The 19,755-nt window shown below is 68.2% G+C and carries 15 protein-coding genes; 8 read left to right on the top strand and 7 right to left on the bottom strand.

The features are described 5' to 3' along the window. Positions 1-195: 195 nt before the first annotated feature. Positions 196-711 carry a malectin domain-containing carbohydrate-binding protein gene (locus tag VM221_07180; GenBank protein HUT74601.1) on the top strand — a complete coding sequence of 172 codons (516 nt, stop codon included), beginning with the start codon at positions 196-198 and terminating at the stop codon, positions 709-711. Between the two features lie 17 nt (positions 712-728). Further along, entirely contained in the window at positions 729-2,000 is a 1,272-nt protein-coding gene (locus tag VM221_07175) for a sulfatase (protein ID HUT74600.1), read from the top strand. A 116-nt stretch (positions 2,001-2,116) separates the two neighbouring features. Here the strand turns inward: VM221_07175 and VM221_07170 are convergent, their stop codons facing one another. Both VM221_07170 and VM221_07165 read right to left on the bottom strand, forming a co-directional pair. Continuing rightward, positions 2,117-2,512 carry a YraN family protein gene (locus VM221_07170; GenBank protein ID HUT74599.1) on the bottom strand — a complete coding sequence of 132 codons (396 nt, stop codon included), beginning with the start codon at positions 2,510-2,512 and terminating at the stop codon, positions 2,117-2,119. 17 nt (positions 2,513-2,529) lie between these two features. Next, a complete protein-coding gene (locus tag VM221_07165; GenBank protein HUT74598.1) occupies positions 2,530-4,053 on the bottom strand; it encodes an FGGY-family carbohydrate kinase in 1,524 nt (507 codons plus the stop codon). A gap of 144 nt (positions 4,054-4,197) precedes the next feature. Between VM221_07165 and VM221_07160 the strand changes: the two genes are divergently transcribed. The 4 genes from VM221_07160 to VM221_07145 all read left to right on the top strand — a co-directional run bounded on the left by VM221_07160 (position 4,198) and on the right by VM221_07145 (position 10,415). Next, positions 4,198-4,857 carry a zinc ribbon domain-containing protein gene (locus tag VM221_07160; protein HUT74597.1) on the top strand — a complete coding sequence of 220 codons (660 nt, stop codon included), beginning with the start codon at positions 4,198-4,200 and terminating at the stop codon, positions 4,855-4,857. Positions 4,858-5,330: 473 nt separating this feature from the next. Next, a complete protein-coding gene (cysK, locus tag VM221_07155; GenBank protein HUT74596.1) occupies positions 5,331-6,218 on the top strand; it encodes a cysteine synthase A in 888 nt (295 codons plus the stop codon). A 155-nt stretch (positions 6,219-6,373) separates the two neighbouring features. Further along, positions 6,374-7,414 carry a Gfo/Idh/MocA family oxidoreductase gene (locus tag VM221_07150; protein ID HUT74595.1) on the top strand — a complete coding sequence of 347 codons (1,041 nt, stop codon included), beginning with the start codon at positions 6,374-6,376 and terminating at the stop codon, positions 7,412-7,414. Positions 7,415-7,526: 112 nt separating this feature from the next. Then, positions 7,527-10,415, top strand: a complete 2,889-nt coding sequence (locus VM221_07145) for a glycoside hydrolase family 2 TIM barrel-domain containing protein (protein ID HUT74594.1) — start codon at positions 7,527-7,529, stop codon at positions 10,413-10,415. Between the two features lie 6 nt (positions 10,416-10,421). On the opposite strand, the gene VM221_07140 is transcribed toward VM221_07145, so the two are convergent. From VM221_07140 to VM221_07125, 4 genes are all read right to left on the bottom strand, one after another. Beyond that, positions 10,422-11,624 (bottom strand): putative DNA modification/repair radical SAM protein, encoded by a 1,203-nt coding sequence (locus VM221_07140; protein ID HUT74593.1) that lies wholly within the window; start codon positions 11,622-11,624, stop codon positions 10,422-10,424. A gap of 95 nt (positions 11,625-11,719) precedes the next feature. Further along, positions 11,720-13,186, bottom strand: coding sequence for a DUF6298 domain-containing protein (locus tag VM221_07135; GenBank protein HUT74592.1), 1,467 nt, complete (start codon positions 13,184-13,186; stop codon positions 11,720-11,722). 181 nt (positions 13,187-13,367) lie between these two features. Beyond that, entirely contained in the window at positions 13,368-13,949 is a 582-nt protein-coding gene (locus VM221_07130) for a zf-TFIIB domain-containing protein (protein ID HUT74591.1), read from the bottom strand. 148 nt (positions 13,950-14,097) lie between these two features. Next, positions 14,098-16,419: an amino acid permease gene (locus VM221_07125; protein HUT74590.1), complete on the bottom strand. Its 2,322-nt coding sequence runs from the start codon at positions 16,417-16,419 to the stop codon at positions 14,098-14,100. Between the two features lie 404 nt (positions 16,420-16,823). On the opposite strand from VM221_07125, the gene VM221_07120 reads away from it, so the two are divergent. Further along, complete coding sequence (locus VM221_07120) at positions 16,824-17,669, top strand: sulfide/dihydroorotate dehydrogenase-like FAD/NAD-binding protein (protein HUT74589.1); 846 nt, start codon at positions 16,824-16,826, stop codon at positions 17,667-17,669. Further along, positions 17,644-19,047: an NADPH-dependent glutamate synthase gene (gene gltA / locus VM221_07115; GenBank protein HUT74588.1), complete on the top strand. Its 1,404-nt coding sequence runs from the start codon at positions 17,644-17,646 to the stop codon at positions 19,045-19,047. Before VM221_07120 ends, gltA begins: the two co-directional genes overlap by 26 nt. A gap of 327 nt (positions 19,048-19,374) precedes the next feature. On the opposite strand, the gene VM221_07110 is transcribed toward gltA, so the two are convergent. Then, the gene (locus VM221_07110) at positions 19,375-19,683 is read right to left on the bottom strand and encodes a transposase (GenBank protein ID HUT74587.1); all 309 of its coding nucleotides are present in this window, start codon (positions 19,681-19,683) and stop codon (positions 19,375-19,377) included. Positions 19,684-19,755 lie beyond the last annotated feature (72 nt).

Here is a 19,755-nt window from a genome sequence, read left to right as displayed (position 1 = left end):
CTCGTCGGCCCTAGCCACCGCAGCGAGATTCTTCACTCCGCGCGGCCGCCGACGCCGTGCTCACGACGAGCGCGAATTCCCGGCGGCCGGAAGGTGCCGACGGGTTACGCACCGAAGGCGGCAATGATATGCGTATCCGGGCCCCGCTTCGTATCTGCGCCCCGATTCTCGTCTCGCAGCACGGTGTAGGATGTCATGAGGCAACGCGCAGCCACCAAGGCGAAGGCTGCGGTCCGCGTCAACGTCGGCGGCCAGCAGTTCCGCGACCGCGAGGGCAACCTGTGGGCGCCGGACCAGGCCTACCACGCTGGTTCGTGGGGCTGCCTGGATATGCCCGATACCTACGTTCTGACCACGACGGATGCCATCGCGGACGCCGACGATGCTCCGCTGTTCCAGTCCCTCCGTGTTGGCGAAGAGATTCGCTATCGCTTTGATCTCCCCAACGGGACTTACCAGGTGCGGCTGCTGTTCGCGGAGATCTACTGGGAATCGAACGCCGCCGAGCGGCAGGAGGTCTTCATCCAGGGCAAGCGCGTATTGGAGAACTTCGGCGTCTTCGCCGAGGTCGGCCACGACACGGCCCGGGAGAAGACCTTCGCCGCGAAGGTGACCAGCGGCCGGTTGGAAGTACGGTTCGTCGGCGTCTCCCTGCCCATGCACGCCGGCGCCAACGTCTGCGCCATCGAGATCACGCGCGCAGGGAAATAGAAAGGACTGCCACGCCCATGTCCCCCGTCAAGCGAACGCGCAGCGCCCGCAGGCCGCAGGCCCCCGGCGGCCCATTCAACGTCATCGTCATCTCCTTCGACACCCTGCGCCGGGACTACCTCGGCGCCTATGGCTACCCCAAGCAGGTGTCGCCGACCCTGGATGCACTGGCGGCGCAGGGGGTGCGATTCAAGGATGCCGTTGTCAATTGCGGCTGGACCCTGCCGCAGCACATGACGCTGCTCACCGGCCTCGCGCCGATCAAGCACGGCCTGGTCTATCTGCGGTTGGACTGCCATCTGCCAGCGCGTTTCCGGCCGCTTGCCGAGGTCTTTCGGGACAACGGCTATCTCACCTTCGGCCTCGCCAATCAGAACGGCTTCGGCGGCTCGTGGGCCTACGGCTTCGCGCGCGGCTTCCGCAGCTACACCGACCTCTTCCCCACCAACAATGGCCTGGAGCTAGTGGTGGAGCCGGCGCGCCAATGCCTGCGCCTGGCGGGATCGCGGCCGTTCTTCATGTACCTCCACGCCAATGACACGCACGAGCCCTTCGCCGCCAACGAGCCCTGGGGCTCGAAGTGGGGCAGCAGCTACCAGAACCGCTACGAGGGCCAGATCAGCTATGTGGATCATTACTTCGGGCTCATACTGGAGGAGCTGCGGCGCCTGGGGCAGGCTGAGCGCACGCTGATCGTCGCCACCTCCGACCACGGCACGGAGTTCCAGGAGCACGGCTTCCTGGAGAAGAAGCTCAACCTCTACGAGGAGATCGCGCGCATCCCCCTGGTCATGGCCCTGCCCGGCGTGCTCCCGGTCGGCAAGGCGGTGCCCGGGCTGTGCCAGACCCAGGACATCGCGCCTACCATCCTCGACATCTGCGCGCTGCCGCTGCCGCCGGAGATGGACGGCCGCAGCCTGCTGCCGCGCATCCGCGGGAAAAAGGACCCGGCACCGGAGGTGGTTTTCGCCCACACCCTGCATGAGAAGCTCTACAAGTACGAGCACTTCTCGGCGCGATCGGCGCGCTACAAGCTCATCCGCACCGTGCCGCTGGCCGCGAAGTTCGACAAGCTATTGGGCGATGCCGGCGAGCGGTTCGCACGCCTGGGTGAGGTGGCGCAGTTCAAGCGGGGCGGGTGGCGGGAGCTCTACGACCTCCAGCGCGACCCCGGCGAGCAACGCAACATCATCGCCGAGGAGCCCCAGCTCGCCCGCGACCTGGAGCGCAAGCTCGACGCCTGGATCCGCCGCCACGGCTACCGGCCGCGCAAATCGCGGCTCATGTAGGGGGCCGGGCGGCATTCGCGCGGCAGCGCGGGGCTACGCCTGCGCCATGAAGCCTGGCCGCCTCGGCCAGGATATCACGGGCGGGGGCGCCCATGCTCCGATCACCCTCCCCGCGCCTACCGGCCGGCCAAGAACGCCCCCGGAATTACGCGCACGCTCAGCACCTCGCCTGTATCCTCCAGGGCGACCTCGACCACGTCGAAGCGGCAGCGCTCGTCGCGGCGCGCGCGCGCCGCCAGGTAAACCTGCGCCAGCCGCACCAGCTTTCCGCGCTTGGCGCGCGTCACCGACTCCCCGGGAGCGAAGGAATCCGACGGCGTGCGGCTCTTGACCTCGACGAATACCAGGTCGCCGCCGTGGCGCGCGATGAGGTCAACCTCGCCCAGGTCGGTGCGATAGTTGCGTTCGAGGATGGCGTAGCCCTGCGCCTGGAGATAGCGCGCGGCCGCGTCCTCCCCTATGCGGGCCAGCTCGGGACGGCCCTTCGGCTGCGGCTTGCCCCACATTGGCATGGTGCACTCGCGCGCCCCTACCCGGATTGGACGCGGCGGGAGACCTCGTGCATCAGTGGCGCCAGCGCGGGGTAGGTTTCCACATACTGGCGGAAGTAGAAGTCGTAGTCGTCACGCCGGGCGGGGTCGGGCTTGACCTCGCCGGTGATGGTGACCATGTTCGCCGACGCCTGCGCCAGGTCGGGATAATATCCCGCGCCGACGGCGGCGGCGATGGCGCTGCCGAGGGTGGTCGCCTCGCCGACCTCGGAGAGGAAGATGGGCAGCCCGCAGACGTCAGCCGTGATCTGCAGCCACAGGCGGCTTTTCGCGCCCCCGCCGGTGGCGTAGAGCTCGGCGGCCTTGAACCCGTGGGCGGTCAGATCCTCCAGGATGTGGCGCGTGCCGTAGGCGGTGCCCTCCAGGATGGCGCGAAAAACATGGGCCGGCGTGTGCTTGAGGCCCAGCCCCCACAGCGCGCCGCGTACCAGCGGATCGCGGATCGGCGTGCGGTTGCCCTGGAAGTAGTCCACCAGCACCAGCCCCTCCGCCCCCGGCGGTATCGCGGCCGCTTTCTCGTCCAGCGCGGCATACGACGCGCCCGCGGCGAAGCTGTCGCGGAACCACTTCACGATCGAGCCGGTGGCGGTCTGACCTCCCTCCAGCACCCAGGTGCCGCGAATCAGCGCGTCCGGATACGGCCCCCACACGCCGGAGCCGAAGATGCCGCGGTCGCTGAGGCCCATGTGGCAGGTCGAGGACCCCATCACCACTGCCATGCGGCCCGGCTTGACGGTCGCCATGCCGAGCATCCCGGTGTAGGCGTCTATGCCACCCTCGGCCACCGGTATGCCCGCGGGCAGGCCCAAATCGGCGGCGACCGTCTTCGTCAGTTCGCCCGCGCGCTCGCCGAGGGCGAGCACGTCCTGCGGCCACTTGTCCAGGATCTCGGGCAGGCCCAGGGTCTCGAGCAACCGCCGCGGCCAACCACCCTCGGGGGTAGCGTAGTTCCACTTGCAGGTGGCGACGTTGAGGGACGCGGTCCAGCGCCCGGTGAGGCGGAACATGAGCCAGTCGGTGACCTCGGCGATGCGCTCGGCCTTTTCATAAACCCGCGGCTCGTTCTCCTTGAGCCACAGCGCCTTGGGGATCATCCACTCCGGGCTTTCCTTCTCGCCGACGTACTTGAGGACGGGATCGCCGGTGGCGGTGACGCGCTCAGCCTGGTCGTGCGCGCGGACATCCATCCACAGGATGCCGGGGCGTAGGGGCTCGCCGTTGTCCTTGGCGACGACGACGGTGCAGGCGGTGCCGTCGAGGCTGATGCCGGCGATGTCGGCGGGCCTGACGCGGCCGCGGTCGAGGCATTCGGCGACCGTCTCCTTGACGGCGTTCCACCAGTCGTGCGGCTGCTGTTCGGCCCACGCCACGCGCGGGAAGTCGGTGGGATATTCGCGCACGGCAGCGACCACCGGCTTGCCGGCGAGGTCGAAGATGCCGCTGCGCAGGCTCTGGGTGCCGCAGTCAATACCGAGGAAGAGCGGCGGTTTCGGATCGGCCACGAGAAGTCACCTCGTCACGACCAAGTTGGAGGGTATTTCGCCGCGCCACAGGGAATCCCTCCACCAAGGGGGCCGTGCGCGGTCGGGGGCGCGATCGCGTTCCGACAGGGGAGCGCTTCCGCCAGCGTGGCATAGGGGGAACCGATGGAGAGAGTGGTCAGGGAACTGCGGTACCTGGGACGGCTGATCGCGGGCAGATTGCGGGAATGGTGGCGGCTGCTGGTGGCGGGCCGCGAGGTCTCGGCGCTGCGCAAGCGGCGCGACGAGCTCCTGTTCCGGCTGGGCGCCCGCTACCATCAGTTCCTGACCGAAACCGGGACCGAGCCGCTGCCGGCCGTGACCGAGACCACGCTCGACCTACGCGCGGTGCACCAGCGGATGGCCGACCTTGCCGAGATGAAGCGGCGCATCCGCGACGAGACCACTTGCTACCTGGAGGCCCTGCTGGAGCCCGCCGTGCCCCCGTTGAGGGCGGGCCCGCGCAGGCCCCCGCATCCCTCTCCCGTAGTGCCCGCGCCGCGAGCTCGCCCGGCGACTAGTCCGCAACTGCTCGAGGAGATGCCAGCTCGCCGCGGGGCGCCCGATGATACGGAGGAAGAGAAATGCGAGTGCGGCGAGGCCTTCCCGCCCGGCGCCAACTTCTGCCCCCTCTGCGGCCGCCCTCGCGGCGCCCAACAGGAGGCGGTCAGCCCCGACATCGCGCCGCCGCGCAGGTGCCCTAACTGCGGGGCGGAGGCCGCCTTCGGCGCGGAGTTCTGCCCCGGCTGCGGCGGCCACATGGACGCGGAGGTGTACGAGATGTAGGGGGGCGGCCCCCGATCCCGGCGCCGCCAGCGCCGACCGCCGGCGCCCTACGCCGCTAGCGCGTCCGCACACGGCGCAGGGGGTCCGCGCCATGCGCGCGCACCTGGGACAAGACGCGTCGAAGGGTCCGAGGATGTAGCCGCACTTCGGGCATTCCACGGGATGCACCTCCAGGCGCAGCCGGCCCACCCTTGCCTGTGCATCTCGCCGCCCACAAGCGCAAACCTGCGGGCCTGGCCTCTGTGGGCGCGACTCTCTACCGGAGTCGCGAGCCGAACTCCGCGCGGCGGGTAGCGCCGCGCGCCCATCTTAGGCGCGACTCCGCGCCAAAGGTTGATCCGCCTGCGGCGGGCGCGCAAGCCTCTAGGAGTTCACCCGCCTTGGGCTGGTCGCGAGCCGGAGTCCGCGCGGCCCTTTGCCGCTTGCGTTGCGGCCCGTCGGAGTGCTACCTTAGCGGGCAAGGAGGCGTTGGCATGCTGACCGACAACATCCTCGATCTCATCGGCCGGACGCCGCTCATCCGTCTGAAAGGCGAGAACGTCTATGCCAAGGCCGAGTTCCTCAACCCCGGGGGGAGCATCAAGGACCGGGTGGCGCTGGCCATGATTGAGGGCGGCGAGCGCGACGGCCGCCTGACGGCGGAGTCCATCATCGTCGAGCCGACGTCGGGCAACACGGGCATCGGCGTGGCGCTGGTCGGCCGGCTCAAGGGCTACCAGGTGCGCATAGTGATGCCTGAGGGCATGAGCCAGGAGCGCAAGAAGCTGATCCGCGCGCTGGGTGCGGAGTTGGTGCTGACGCCGGACGAGGAGGGCATTGCGGGCGCCGTACGGCGGGTAGAGGAGATGGCCGCCGCTGACCCGCGCGTGTTCGTGCCGCAGCAGTTCGAGAACCCCGACAACCCGCGCGTCCACTACGAGGAAACCGCCCGCGAGCTGTGGCGCCAGCTGACCGGCGACATTGCCTGCTTTGTCGCAGGCGTCGGCAGCGGGGGCACCTTGCAGGGCGTCGGCACCTTCCTGCGCGAGCACAAGCCGGGTGTGCGCATCGTCGCGGTGGAGCCGAAGAACGTGTCCGCGCTGCTCGGGCACGAGCCGGGCCTGCACCAGATCCAGGGCATCGGGGATGGGTTCATTCCGGCGGTGCTCGATGTATCGCTGGTGGACGACGTCATCGAGGTGAGCGACGAGGACGCCATTGACACCACGCGCCAACTGGGACGAGATCATGGCCTGCTGGTGGGCATCTCCTCGGGCGCCAACGTATGGGCGGCGCGACGCCTCGCGCGGAAGATCGCCGGCAACATCGCCACCGTTCTGCCTGACCGCGCCGAGCGATACTTCAGCACCGCTCTGCTGTAGCCCGCCCCCGCGGCTGCTGCGAGACTGCGGATCCGCCATCGCCGCGGAACCTCCGCAAGGGAAATATCGCGGGGGAATGGAACCTGGCAGCGCCGCAACTCAGCATTCGACATCGGTCTCGGCGGGGGTCAGCCGAGAACCAGAGGAGGGTACACGTGAAAAAGGTGTACGTCGGCATCATCGGCACGGGCGGCATCGCCAAGTATGCGCACATCCCCAACTACCAGAAGCTCGACGACGTGGAGGTGGTCGCCTTGTGCGACAGCAACCCCGAGGCGGTGCGCGCAGCCGCCGAGCAGTTCGGCGTCAAGCGCACCTACTGCGAGTACGCGGAAATGCTGGCGGCGGAGAAGCTGGACGCCGTCAGCGTGTGCACGCCGAATGCGTTTCACATGGCGCCGACCATCGCGGCGCTGGAGGCGGGCGCCCACGTGCTGTGCGAGAAGCCGATCGCGATCAATGCCGCGCAGGGGCGGCGGATGGTGGCCGCCGCGCGCAAGGCCAAGCGCCTGCTGATGATGGGCTTCGACATGCGATGGAGCCCCGATGCGCAGTACCTCAAGCGTTGCGCCGACGCCGGCATGCTGGGCGAGGTTTACTACGGCGAAGCGGCCTACATGCGGCGCAGCGGCATCCCCAGTTGGGGCGTGTTCGCGGACAAGCAGCTGTCGGGCGGCGGCCCGCTGATTGACGTCGGCGTGCACATGCTCGATCTCGCGCTGTACCTGATGGGCCATCCCAAGCCCGTCGCCGCCTGCGGCGCTGCCTACACCAAGCTGGGCAAGCGCGCGGACTACTTCGGCGGCTTCGGCCCCTGGGATGCGGATAAGTTCTCGGTCGAGGACTTCGGCGTCGGCCTGGTGCGTTTCGACAACGGCGCCACCCTCATGCTCAAGGCGAGCTGGGCGGCGCACATAGCCGAGGACGAAGGCTACGTCATGCTCATGGGCACCGAAGCGGGGCTGCATACGTCGCCCGCGCGCATCTTCCGCCAGGAGCAGGGCACGCTGGTCAATGTCACCCCCACCCACCTGCCCAAGGCGAGCTCCTACGTTGAGGAGATCGCGCAGTTCGTGCGGGCGATCCGCGAGGGCGGGCCCTCACCCGTGCCCGGCGAGCATGGGCTGATGGCGACGCAGATCCTCGACGCGATCTACAAGTCCGCCGCCACCGGCGCGGAGGTGGCGATCAAGTAGGCGACGGGACCTGCGTGCGCTGCCAGCGCACGCGGGAAACCACGGCCGAATGCCCGGCCGCGCTCGGGATGGCAGCGAAGGCAATCGGGGGGCTCACACACGCGCTCACGGAATGTGGTGGCACCGCCGGCGGTTGGTCGCGGCGGGCGAGAAAGGGGAAGTCAACCAGATGGGGAACGGCGGTCGCTTCATCACGGATGTCTTCTCTTTCAGGGACAGCCTACGCCCACAGGTTGACCTCAACGGGGCGTGGGAGTTTCGCCGCGACCCGCAGGATGAGGGCTGCCAGCAGGGGTGGCACGAGGGCCAGGGCGAGTTCGCCCAGACGATAACGATCCCCGGCGCACCCCAGGCCCAGGGTATCGGCGAGCCGAACCAACTGCTGAAGACATTCTTCCACGAGCCGTTCTGGGTCAGGAGGAGATTCGCCCTGCCCAAGTTCGGCGCCAACCAGCGCGTGTGGCTGCGGTTGGGCGGCATCTTCCCCGCGGCGGACCTCTACGTCAACGGGGCCCACGTCGGCTACACCCAGAGCTCGCGCACCCAGCAGCGCGTTGATGTTACCGATCTGGTACGGGCGGGCCGGGGGAACCTGGCCGCGATCAAGGTGACGGCGATCCCCAAGTTCCCCGAGATACGGCTTGACGGCATGTACGAATGGGAGGAGCTTGGAGTCTACTGGACGGGTGTGTACCGGCCGGTAGCGTGCGAGATCACCGATCGGGTGTCAGTGGTGGACGCCTATGTTCAGCCGCAGCTCGCCGCCGACTCGGTGCGCGTGGATCTCACGCTGTCCGAAGCTGCGAGCGAGCCCCTGAACCTTATGCTGCGGGTAGTGGACGGCAAGCGCACCGTTGGAGAGACGACCATGCCGCTGGCGGCCGGAGAAGCGCAAGCACAGGCCGAGGTCAAGCTCGGCGATTACGTGACGTGGGCGCCGGAACACCCCCAACTCTACGTGCTGGATATTTCCGTCACATCGGGCGGGGGCGACCGGTGCATAGACCGGGTGGCGATTCGCTTCGGGATGCGCCAACTGACCGTGCAGGGGGCCAAGTTCTACCTGAACGGCAAGCCGTTGTTATTGCGCGTCTTTGGCGACATCCCCTTCTATCCGGAGACCCTGTGCCCAGCAGACAAAGAATGGCACCTGTCGCGCTTGAAACGCGCCAGGGAGTATGGGCTCAATGGCGCCAAGGGCTGTATGGAGCCGCTGGCGATGGAATTCATCGAGGCCGCGGATGAAACAGGCGTCATGATCATCCAGGAGATGCCCTTCGGGCTTTCCCAAGACTACCGAAACAACCGCTACAAGATTGACGAGCGCTTCCGCGCGTACTATGCGCAGGAACTGGAGGGCCTGATCAAGGGAACCCGCAACCATGCGTCGGTGATGATGTATAGCATGTCGAGCGAGTTGGAGTTTGCCAACCAGACCCAGGAATCCTTCGATTTCTACAGTCGCGAGCTGCCGCGGAGAACGCGCGCCCTCGCCCCGCACGCGCTGGTGATAGACTGCACCGGCTATGTCAACTCGGAGGATACCGAAAAGGGGAAACGGGACACCGATTTCTACGCTTCGGTTCACCCGAAGTGGATGAAGGAAGTGCTGGACGAGACGGACATGATCACCGACCTGCGCCACCCGGCAATCCTCCACGAGTACAACTGGTGGAGCTGCTATCCCGATCCCGCGGATCGGGGAAAGTATGCCGCGACGCAACTCAAGCCGTTTTGGCTGGATATGCTGGAGAGAACCGCGCGGGAGAACGGCCAGGAGGACTCGCTCGCCACATACCGCCAGCACTCGCTGTGGCTGCAGGCGCTCTGCCGCAAGGATGGGATCGAATACGCGCGGCGCAACCCGACGGTCGAAGGCTACATCCTGTGGCTGCTGATTGACTATGGGCGCTACGCGGAGGGTCTGCTGGATGATTTCTGGCAGCCGAAGAACGTATCGGCCCAGGAGTTCTTGAAGTCGAACGGGGATACCGTAGTCTTGCTGGCGCAAGAAGGCAATCGCTGCCGGCAGATGGGGGAAAAGCAGCGCATTCCATTGGCGATCAGCCATTATGGTGAAACCCCGCTGAACGGCAGCACTCTGCGGTGGAAGGCGGTCGGCGGCGCGGCCTCCCAGGAGGGCGAACTGCGCGTGGCGGAGGTGCCGCAGGGTGAGCTGACGCCGGCCGGGTGCGCGGAGTTCGACCTGCCCCACGCCGATAGGGGGTACAAGTTCGAGCTGCGGGTCGCACTCTATCATGGCGGGAGGCTGGTCAATACCAACGAGTGGTCGTTGTGGGCTCTGCCCGATTCGGCACCGCTTTCAACCGCCGCGGGCGCGCCGGGACTATTTCTGCGGGTGGAGGGCGCGCGCGGGGCGCCGATTCCCGAGGGAGCATCGCCGGTCATCGCGGACGCGGTTGATGAAGCCCTGGCTGCCTACATTGAGCGCGGCGGCAAGTGTGTGCTCTTCACCCAGGGAGCGGTGATCGAGAACACCATTCTCTACTACGGCTCCACCAGCTTCTACCCCATCTTCCGGACGATTCCGTGGAACGCTGGCAACAGCGGCAACTCGGGCACGGTCATCGCCCCGCACCCGGCGCTAGCGGCATTCCCGCACCAGAACATGTGCGACCTGCAGTTCGTGCGGATGTTTGTGGGCTACCTGCCGATGGAGTTCAGCCCTCTGCGCCAGTACGGCGTGGAACCGATCATTCGCATGATTGACCACTACGCGACCAACCGCAACAACGCCCATATGCTGGAATTCCGGATCGGAGCGGGCGCGGTGTTGGTCACCAGCCTGGGCGTGCTGCCGGAAGCGGCCGCGCACATCGAGGTGCGCCATCTGCTACAGTGCCTGGTGGACTACGCCCGCGACCAGCGCTTCGCGCCGACCGCGCAGGTGCCGAAGAAGGAGTTCCTACGCCTGTTCAGCCCGCGGCTCGACGGGCGAGGCGATGACTTCGGCGCGGCGACCGAGCTGCTGAAGATGTAGCCGCCGCTACCCGCCCAAGGGCAGCGAGAGTTGGTGGTCGGCGCGCAGCCTGGCCGCTATCCTGCGTGCGAATACGTCCACGCTGCCCTGCGCGCGGCCGTTGATGAGCACGAACGGCGCCGCCCGGCGCACGGCGACCCCCACGCGCCGCAATTCCGCCACATCGCCGAAGCGATGGACGCGCCGCTGGACGACGATCCGCCGCGCCGACTTCGGGCCGATGCCCGGCACCTGCAGCAGTTCCGCGTAATCCGCCCGGTTGACCTCGACCGGGAATCTCGCGCGCTGGCGCAGGGCAATCGCCAGCTTGGGGTCCACGTCGAGCGCCAGGTCGCCATCGTCCTCGAACACGATGTCGCCCAACGCATAGACCCCCGAGTAGCGCCGCAGCAGCCAGTCCGCCTGGTAGAGGCGATGCTCGCGCATGGGCGGCGCGGGTTGCTGCTCCGCCAGCGGCGTGTCCGCGATCGGCTCGAAGGCGCTGAAGTAAGCCCGGCGCAGGCCGACGTCGCGGTAAAGCGCGGTCACGCTGGTCAGGAGTTCGCGGTCGGTCTCGCGGCCGGCGCCGACAACGAACTGGGTTGACTGACCCGCCGCCATCAGGCCTGCGCGGGAGGCGGCGCGCTTGATCCAGTGCATGCGCTGCACGACATCGCCGGGCATGTGCTTATCGGGGGCGATCCGGGTCAACTGCGCTTCCGTCGGCGCCTCCATGTTGACCGAGACGCGATCCGCCAGCTCGACCGCGCGCTCGACGCAGTCGTAGGGCGCTCCCGGTAGCACCTTGAGATGGAGGTAGCCGGCGAAGCCGTAACGGCGGCGCACGATCTCGGCGGTGGTCAGCATGTCCGCCATCGTGCGCTCGGGGCTCCCCGCCACCGCCGAGCTGAGGAACAAGCCCTGCACGTAGCCGCGCCGATGGAAGTCCATGAACAATGCCGCCAGCTCCTCCGGCTGGAACTGGGTGCGGCGCACCCCGCGATCGGCGCGGTTGGCGCAGTAGAGGCAGTTGTGCCGGCAGACGTTGGTCTGCAGCACCTTGAAGAGCGAGACCGTGCGACCGTCGGGGAGAGCTGCGGGATAGATCACGCTCGCGCCTAGGCCCGGAGGAGGCGCATTTCGCGGGCGCGGCGGCCCGCCGCAGCTGCCCGTGCACACGTCAAACAGGGCCGCGGAACCGAGGACCGCAAGCTTTTCCCCAGAGTCCATGGTCGCCACCACACACGCTCAAACACGTGTTCCGCAAGCGCCGAGCTGATTCCTGCCAAGGGGTTGCTGCGCGGCGCCGGGGGGCAGCCGCGAGGTCACCCCGCCCGCGTGATGCGGACGGCGACGTCATGCTCGAACGCGGGCAGGGCAAGGCGCAGGTCTTCGCCACCGGCCACCTCGGTGGCGGGCGAGTGCATCCCCGTCAGCGGCGAGTAGCATGATGCGCGGTAGCGCCCCGGTGGTAAGCGCAGCGTGATCTCGCCGCGCACATTCTTGCCCGCGCCGTCGTCGCCCAGCTCGCGTTCGTCCGCGAGATAAATGCAGTAGTCCTCCCCCTCCACCGCCAGCACCGATTCGAGGGTATGCGGCGGGGGATCCTTGAGCCAGCCGGCGAGCGGTCGCGCGCGCGGGAGGTCCACCGTGTGAATGAACTCGGAGAGATGCCGCATCCAGGTGCGAATGTGCCGCCGCGAGTCCGGGGTGCCGGTCTCACAGTAGTTGATGATCGAGAAGTCAATGTAGTCGTAGTGGCAGCCGCTCAGCAGCGCGGTCCACGCGCGCTTGCGATGGATGGTCCAGGCGTCGAAGTCCTTGTACTGGCTGGCGACGTTGTCTTCGTCCAGGTTGAGGGGCTTGGGCTGGTCGCGCGTTGCCAGGCAGAAATCGCGGAACGCGCGCAGCTTGAGCTGCTTGGACATGAACTCACCCATGTCATAGCTCTTGCCGCCGCAGGTAGTGTTGGGCAACGGGTGGATGTTGACGACATCGAGGTCGAGTTCGGAAAAGGACCTGTCGCAGGGTTGCGCGAACGGCTCGTAGGTGAAAGCCTCCTGCCCGGCAATGAGGTGCTTACAAGGCAGATCCGCCTCGGCCTCGCGGATGGTTTGCGCGATCGCCATTTGCCACTGATTGATCTCATCGGGCGAGGGCTTCTCGGTCCGCCCCTCCACACCGCCGCCCGGCTCGTTGCAGATTTCGTAGATGACGTTGTCGTAGCGCTTGGTCTCTTCAACGATCTTACGGACGTGCGCCAACTGCCGCTCAAGCAGCTTGGGGTGGCGCATGGTCAGGTAGTCGTGCCACTCGACTTGCTCCAGGCCGTTGACGTTGTTCGCATGGTGCAGAGGATTGAGGGCCCAGATGTTGGGGGCGTAGGTGTTGCTGAGGAGCGTGACCTCGACGACGATGCCGTACTCGGATGCCAGCGACAGAAAGCGGTGCAAGCGCGCGAAGAACTCGGTCTCCCAGCGGTCAAGGTCGAAGCGCGGCTGGCCGTCGAGGGCCGTACCAGGACCGGTGCGGGCGAAAGGCGCGACGTAGTCGGGCGATTCCGGCTTGCAGGTCGAGTACGGGTTGACCGGGGTCTGCAGCTCGCGAAAGAGGACGAACAGCCGGGTCAGCGTCATGCGCTTGGCGGCCGCGTCGGCCAGGTATCGCTCGAACCGGAACGGGCGGTTCATGACCGCTCCGTAGTGCTCCGTCGCGGTCACCAGGGCGAGGGGCTTGCCCCTGAACTCGAAGCATCTCGGGTTGTCGGGGTGGACGCGAATGGGGATGCTCATCTTCGATGGCTCCTTCCGCCGGGCCGCTTGCGAGGCCGGCGCGATCCTCACCCACCGGCCGCACGGATGTTCGACCGCAATCAGGGGGTCTTGCGTGCCGAGCCGCCTTCGCCGTAGGGGGTGTCCAACCTGCCCGCCCTGGCACGGGATGTGATCCCGCGCCACCGAGAAGGGGGCGCGCCTACCAGTCGTTGTCGAACAGCACGCCGAACAGCCAGCCGAGGGGGGAGTGGTCGCGGTGCGGGTGATCGCGCGGCACCGCGCGCTCGTACTGCGCCCGCACCTCCGCCAGGCGCCCGCGGAGGTCGTCGCGCTTGACCGGATCGGCGGCGTCGGCCTGGAAAAACTGGCGCATCTGCATGATCTCGCCGGCGTCAATCCAGATGCCGTGACCGTCGCGGCATTCGTCGAGCACCACCGGCGAGGTCATGTTCCAGCGGTAGCGATCCATCTCGCGGCCGCAGCGGACGCAGCGGATGTACGGCTCCAGTTGCTCCGGCCGCAGCACGATCTTGGGCCCGCAGCGGCGGGCCTCCTCGACCTCGAGGAAGTCCCAGCGCGTGCTGCGCGGCTCCGCCGTCCCCTCCTGCACCCGCAGCAGGTCGTCCGACATCGCCGGCTGCAGGCCCGCCACCAGGTCTTCGCGCCCGACCCAGATGCCGGCGCAGCCGTCCAGGCATGCTTCGACCGCCGTGCGCGTTTCCGCGCCGACTGTCACCAGCACCTCCCGCAGCAGGTTGCCGCAGCGCGGACAGGTGGCCATGGGGCGCTCCTGCGCTCATGGTATATTCTCTCGGGCGGGCCCGTCAAGCTGCGCAATTGGGGCGCGTGGAATTGGGGCGCGATCGGCGCCTGACAAGCGAGGCCGGTGCTCGCAAGTCCACTGGGCACGGTCGGCGTCGCGCGGCGGGCTAGGCGTCAACGTCCTCGGGGGCGGGGGTGAAGAGGCGGCGGAGGATGGAGCGGGGAGCGCTGGGGTGGCGCTTGACCATGAGCACCGCGCAGCGGGCGACGCGCGCGATGCGTTGGGTCTTGTCGCCGAAGAAGTACTGTTCGAACAGCGGCTCGCGCGCCGCGCCGATAACCAGCAGGTCCGCCTCCCGCGAGAACTCGAGGATGCCCCCGGCGGTGGTGGTGGCGTGGGCGATCTCGACCGTGGGCGCGCCGCGCCTGCGGGCGGCGTCGGTCAGGTAGTCGTGCATGGTCTTGGCGTCCATGCCGGTGCCTTCCTTGACCACGTGCAGGTAGCGTACGCGGCCCCCGGATTGCTGCGCCAGCGCCTGGCCGATCTCCACCGCGAGCTTGGCATGGGGGCTGGCCGTCACCCCTACCAGAATCGAGTCCAGCGAGAACTCCTTGCCGTCGCGCCCCGGGCGCAGCACCGCCACGTCGCAGGGCGCGCGCAGGATCACCGGATCCAAGACCGAGCCCAGCACGTGCCCGCGCTGCCCGCGCCGTCCCGCGCGCCATCCCATGACCACCAGCTCGGCGTGGCGCTCCTCCAGCGTCTCCAGCACCGCTTGCGGCAGGCTCTGGGCGACGCGCACCATGGTATATACCGGCACCCCGAGCCGCCCGCCTTGCGCCACCGCTTCGTCGAGCAGCGGACGGGCCTCGTTGACGAACTGCCGCCCCTCGGCGATGGGGAGCTGGCGCGGCACCAGCACGATACGCACCGCCAGAATCTCGCTCTCGGTGGCTTTGCCCAGCGCCGCCGCCACCGTGATCAGCGGCTCAACGCTCTCGGGACTGGACACCAGCACCACGATCTGATGGGGACGGCGAGTGACCTCGCGCTCCTCCAGCACCACCTTGGAGCCGCGCTCCTCGTGCTCCAGCCGCCGCGAGTGGTGGTAGAATACGTAGAGCCCGAGCACCATCCACCCCAGGCAAACCGCAGCCCCCATCGGTTCCCAATGGACGAGGTACACGCACATGCCGAGGGAGACGACGATGGCGATGATGGTGGTGACGGGGAAAGCGATGATGCGGAAGGGGCGGTCCGCGTCGGGGCGCTGGTAACGCAGCGAGATGGCGGCGAGGTTGACCAGGGTGAAGCTCAGCAGGAACAGGATGTTGGTGGCGGCGGCGACCGCCTGGATCGGCAGCAGTGCCGCCATCAGGACGACGACGACGACGGTGACGACGATCGCCACGTAGGGGGTGCGGCACGTCGCGTGCACGCGCGCCAGCGCCAGCGGCACCAGGGCGTCGCGGCTCATGGCGAAGGCCACGCGCGAGGAGGAATAGATGGTGGCATTGAGGGCGGACATGGTGCTCATGAGGCCACCGATCATGATCAGGATCATCCCCGTCACCGGCCCCAGCACGTTCTTGGCGGCCTCCAGCACCGCCAATTCCGGTTCCGCCAGGCTGCCCAGGTAGCGCCATGACGGGATGTCGTCCGGCGGCCGCACCGCGCCGATACACACCACGGCGATCAGCAGGTAGATGGGCAGCACGATGGCCAGGGACAGGAAGATGGCGCGGGGGATGTTGCGCCGCGGATCGCGGATCTCCTCGCCGCCCTGGGCGATGATCTCGTAGCCCTCGAAGGCGACATAGGTAATGCCCATGGCGGCAAAGACGCCGGCGGCGCCCAGCGGGAAGAAGTCGCCGACCGCGCCCAGGCCGAGCTGGGCCGACCACCCTGGGTCGCGGGTCATCACCCACAAGCCGGCGCCGGCGAACGCGAGCAGGATCAGCACCTTGCACAGGGTGATGATGCTGCCGGCGACGCCGGTCTCGGTGGAACCGCGGATGTTGATGTAGGCGAAGGCGAGGGCAGCCAGCACCGCCAGCACACGTGCGAACACCAGCGGGGAGAGGCCGGGGGTGGACACCCCCATCACCTCCTGCAGCAGGTTACCGAAGTACGCGCCGAAGGTCTGCGCGTAGAGCGCGCAGGCGAAGGCGGTGGCGAACCACGACATCCAGCCGGTGACGAATCCCGCCACCCGCGGCAGCGCCATGCGCACGAAGGAGTAGCCGCCGCCCGCCTGGGGGAACGCCGCCCCCAGCTCGGCGTAGGACATGCCGGTGATGGCGGCCACGATGCCGTTGAGGATAAACGCCACCGTCAGCGCCGGCCCGGCCGCGCCGGCGGCGATGCCGGTGAGGGCGAAGACCCCGGCGCCGATCATGGCGCCGACACCGATCATGGTCGCCTCGCGCAGCCCGAGACCGCGCTGCAATTCTATGTCATGGGCGATGGGCGCTTTGCCGGTTGCCATGGGCTTGCCCTATAGGGTTCGCGGGAAACGGCGCACCACCTCGTGTTGGATCTCCAGGGTCGGTGCATTGTGCCCCGTGACATGGGGTTGCGACGCGCGGGGCCGATATTCCTGGTTGCGCCGCAACTATCTGCGCCTGGCTCGGTCGCCGCCCGGACAGGTCCGGTTTGGCTGGCCGGCAGCTTGACTTCTCCTTCGCGGCGGGTAATGATTATCCCCAGGGTTTTCCCGCCCGCCGGCTCGCCCGCATCCACGGCGCGCTCGAGCGCGCACCGGCGCCGTTCCCGCTGGCGAAGATGGCCCGCGATGAGCACCATGTTACCGGCGCGCCGGTGAATGCCTCGGCGCCTGGGTAGAACAGAATCAGACGTGACCTCTGCGCTTACGACAACGGAGGATGACCAGTGTTTCCCATCGTCTCGGCGAGGAAGTTGGGGCCGGACCTGACGCGCCTCGATATCGCGGCGCCGGATTTGGCGCGCGCGGCGCGGCCCGGGCAGTTCCTGATCTTGCGCGCGGATGAAACCGGCGAGCGCATACCGCTGACCATCGCCGACTGCGATCCCGCGGCGGGCACCGTCACCGTCATCTTCCTGGCGGTGGGCAAGACCACGCAGCAGCTCAGCCGCCTGCGCGCCGGCGACACTATCCTCGACGTCGTCGGCCCCCTCGGCCATCACCTGGAGGTCGGGCGCGTGGGCACCGTGGTGTGCGTCGGCGGTGGGGTCGGCGTCCCCGCGCTCTACCCGAAGGCGCGGGCGCTCAAGCAGGCCGGCAACCGCGTGCTCAGCATCCTCGGCGCCCGCAGCGCCGATCTGCTGGTGCTGGTGGACGAAATGACCGCGGTCAGCGACGAGGTGCGCATCACCACCGACGACGGCTCGCGCGGGCGGAAAGGATTCGTATCCGATGAGCTTGCGGCGCTGCTCGACGATCCCGCCTGCGCGGTTGACCTGGTGGTGGCAGTGGGGCCGGTGCCCATGATGGCGGCGGTCGCCGCCACCACGCGCCCCCACGGGGTGAAGACGCTGGTGAGCCTCAATCCCATCATGGTGGACGGCACCGGCATGTGCGGCGGCTGCCGGGTGACGGTAGGAGGCGAGACCAAGTTCGCGTGCGTGGACGGGCCGGTGTTCAACGGACACGAGGTTGATTTCGAGGAGCTGTCGCAGCGCCAGCAGCGATTTGTGGACGCGGAACGGCGCGCCAAGGAGGTTTACGAGCATGCCTGCCGACTCGGCGAAGCCTAAGCGCCTGCCGCGCCAGCCCATGCCGGAGCAGGACCCGGCGGCGCGCGCCCGCAACTTCGAAGAGGTGGCATTGGGGTTCACGGAGGAGTTGGCGATCGCGGAGGCATCGCGCTGCCTGCAGTGCAAGCAGCCCAAGTGCGTCGAGGGCTGTCCCGTCGGCATAGACATCCCCGGCTTTCTGGCGCTGGTGCGCGACGGCCGCTTCGGCGAGGCCGCGGCGCGGGTGCGCGACCGCAACAGCCTGCCGGCGATCTGCGGGCGGGTATGTCCCCAGGAGAGCCAGTGCGAGGGCGTGTGCGTGCTCGCCAACAAGGGCGAGCCGGTGGCGGTGGGGAGGTTGGAGCGCTTCGTGGGGGATTATGCACTGGCGCACGAGCGCGCCGGCGCAGAATCACCCGCCGTCCCCGAGGGCCCGCGCATCGCCGTCGTCGGCTCCGGGCCGGCGGGGCTGACGGTGGCCGGCGACCTGGCCCGGCTGGGCTATGGCGTGACCATCTTCGAGGCGCTGCACGGGGCGGGCGGGGTGCTGCGCTACGGCATTCCCAACTTCCGCCTGCCCAAGACCGTGCTCGACGCGGAGATCGAATACGTGCGCGGCCTGGGGGTAGAGGTGCGGCCCAACGCGGTCATCGGGCGCCTGTTCACTCTCCCCGCGCTGCTGGAATCGGGCTACGCGGCGGCGTTCATCGGCACCGGCGCCGGCGCCCCGCACTTCATGCGCATCCCGGGCGAGAACCTCAACGGCGTCTATTCCGCGAACGAGTTCCTGGCCCGCGCCAACCTCATGCAGGCCTATCGCGTGGGCGAAGTGGACACCCCGCTGTGGGTGGGGGAGCGGGTAGCCGTGGTGGGCGGGGGCAACGTCGCCATGGACGCCGCGCGGGTGGCGCTGCGCATGGGCGCGCGCGAGGTGACGATCGTCTATCGGCGCTCGGGGGCGGAGATGCCGGCGCGGGCGGAGGAGGCGCTGCACGCGCAGGAGGAGGGCATTCGCTTCGAGTACCTGACCTGCCCGACCCGGGTGCTGTCGAACGGCGACTTCTGGGCGGCCCGCCTGGAGTGTCAGCGCATGGAGCTGGGGGAGCCGGACGAATCCGGGCGGCGGCGACCGGTGCCGTGCGTCGGCTCCGAGTTCACCCTCGCCGCCGACACCGTCATCATCGCCATCGGCAGCGCCGCCAACCCGCTCATCCAGCGCACGACCCCGGGGTTGGCGGTGAACGAGCGCGGCTACATCATCGCCGACCCCGACACCGGGCGCACCAGCCTGCCGCGAGTGTACGCCGGCGGCGACATCGTTACCGGCTCGGCGACGGTGATCGAGGCGATGGGCGCGGGCCGCCGCGCCGCCGCGGCGATCCACGATGAGCTTGGCTAGTGCTGCTCTGCGCAGCAGTTCGCTCCCTGCCTGCAAGGGCGTGCCCGTTTCTCGTTGGGATGGCTGCGCGCACGTCCGGGCGCGACCCTCTAACCCAGATTATGCGTAAGGCCCGCCGGTGTGCGTTTTTCGCGAGCCGGGAAGCATTCGGACAGGGCGTGAGTGGGTTAATGGTTTCAGTGGGAGGCGCGATGCGGGTTTTGTGGCTCGGAAATGGAGTGGGGAGGGCCGCCCACCCCTGCCATGTGCCCGCAGATCGGCGTCGCGCACAACGCCGATAGCCCCGGTCGCCCGGGGCTGGTGATGAAGGGTATGCATCCGTCGCGCTCAGGCGAAGGTCGGTCCCGCACGCAACCGCTGATGCGCTCGCAGAAACAGATTGAGATGCCGATACTGCGCCGACAAGCGCAGCACCCACTGGCGCCCCGTGCGTATCAAGCGCGCCGGGATGCGCAGCAACCGCTCCCGTACCAGGGCGATGCTGTGGCGGCGCTCCAAGCCCAGCAGGTATTCCCCAAACCAGCCCACGACGTTGCCCGCCAAAAGCGCCAGCCAGTTGTGCAAGGCGTTCGCCGCCCACGAGTGCGAGCACACCTCGTCCATCCCCAACCCCAGCCGCCCCTCCCTTCGTTTCACTCAGGGCAGGCTCTTGATCAGGTTCTCCACGTTGCAGCGCCCGTTGTAGAAGCGCCACACTGCTTCCGGCGC

The sequence above is a fragment of the Armatimonadota bacterium genome (assembly GCA_035527535.1).
Taxonomy (GTDB): Bacteria; Armatimonadota; Hebobacteria.
This window is presented reverse-complemented; position numbering and strand designations above follow the sequence as displayed.

Coding starts and splice junctions, on each gene's coding strand:
- VM221_07180 (HUT74601.1), top strand. CDS start 196: ATGAGGCAACGCGCAGCCACCAAGGCGAAGGCTGCGGTCCGCGTCAAC.
- VM221_07175 (HUT74600.1), top strand. CDS start 729: ATGTCCCCCGTCAAGCGAACGCGCAGCGCCCGCAGGCCGCAGGCCCCC.
- VM221_07170 (HUT74599.1), bottom strand. CDS start 2,512: ATGCCAATGTGGGGCAAGCCGCAGCCGAAGGGCCGTCCCGAGCTGGCC.
- VM221_07160 (HUT74597.1), top strand. CDS start 4,198: ATGGAGAGAGTGGTCAGGGAACTGCGGTACCTGGGACGGCTGATCGCG.
- cysK (HUT74596.1), top strand. CDS start 5,331: ATGCTGACCGACAACATCCTCGATCTCATCGGCCGGACGCCGCTCATC.
- VM221_07145 (HUT74594.1), top strand. CDS start 7,527: ATGTGGTGGCACCGCCGGCGGTTGGTCGCGGCGGGCGAGAAAGGGGAA.
- VM221_07140 (HUT74593.1), bottom strand. CDS start 11,624: ATGGACTCTGGGGAAAAGCTTGCGGTCCTCGGTTCCGCGGCCCTGTTT.
- VM221_07135 (HUT74592.1), bottom strand. CDS start 13,186: ATGAGCATCCCCATTCGCGTCCACCCCGACAACCCGAGATGCTTCGAG.
- VM221_07130 (HUT74591.1), bottom strand. CDS start 13,949: ATGGCCACCTGTCCGCGCTGCGGCAACCTGCTGCGGGAGGTGCTGGTG.
- VM221_07125 (HUT74590.1), bottom strand. CDS start 16,419: ATGGCAACCGGCAAAGCGCCCATCGCCCATGACATAGAATTGCAGCGC.
- gltA (HUT74588.1), top strand. CDS start 17,644: ATGCCTGCCGACTCGGCGAAGCCTAAGCGCCTGCCGCGCCAGCCCATG.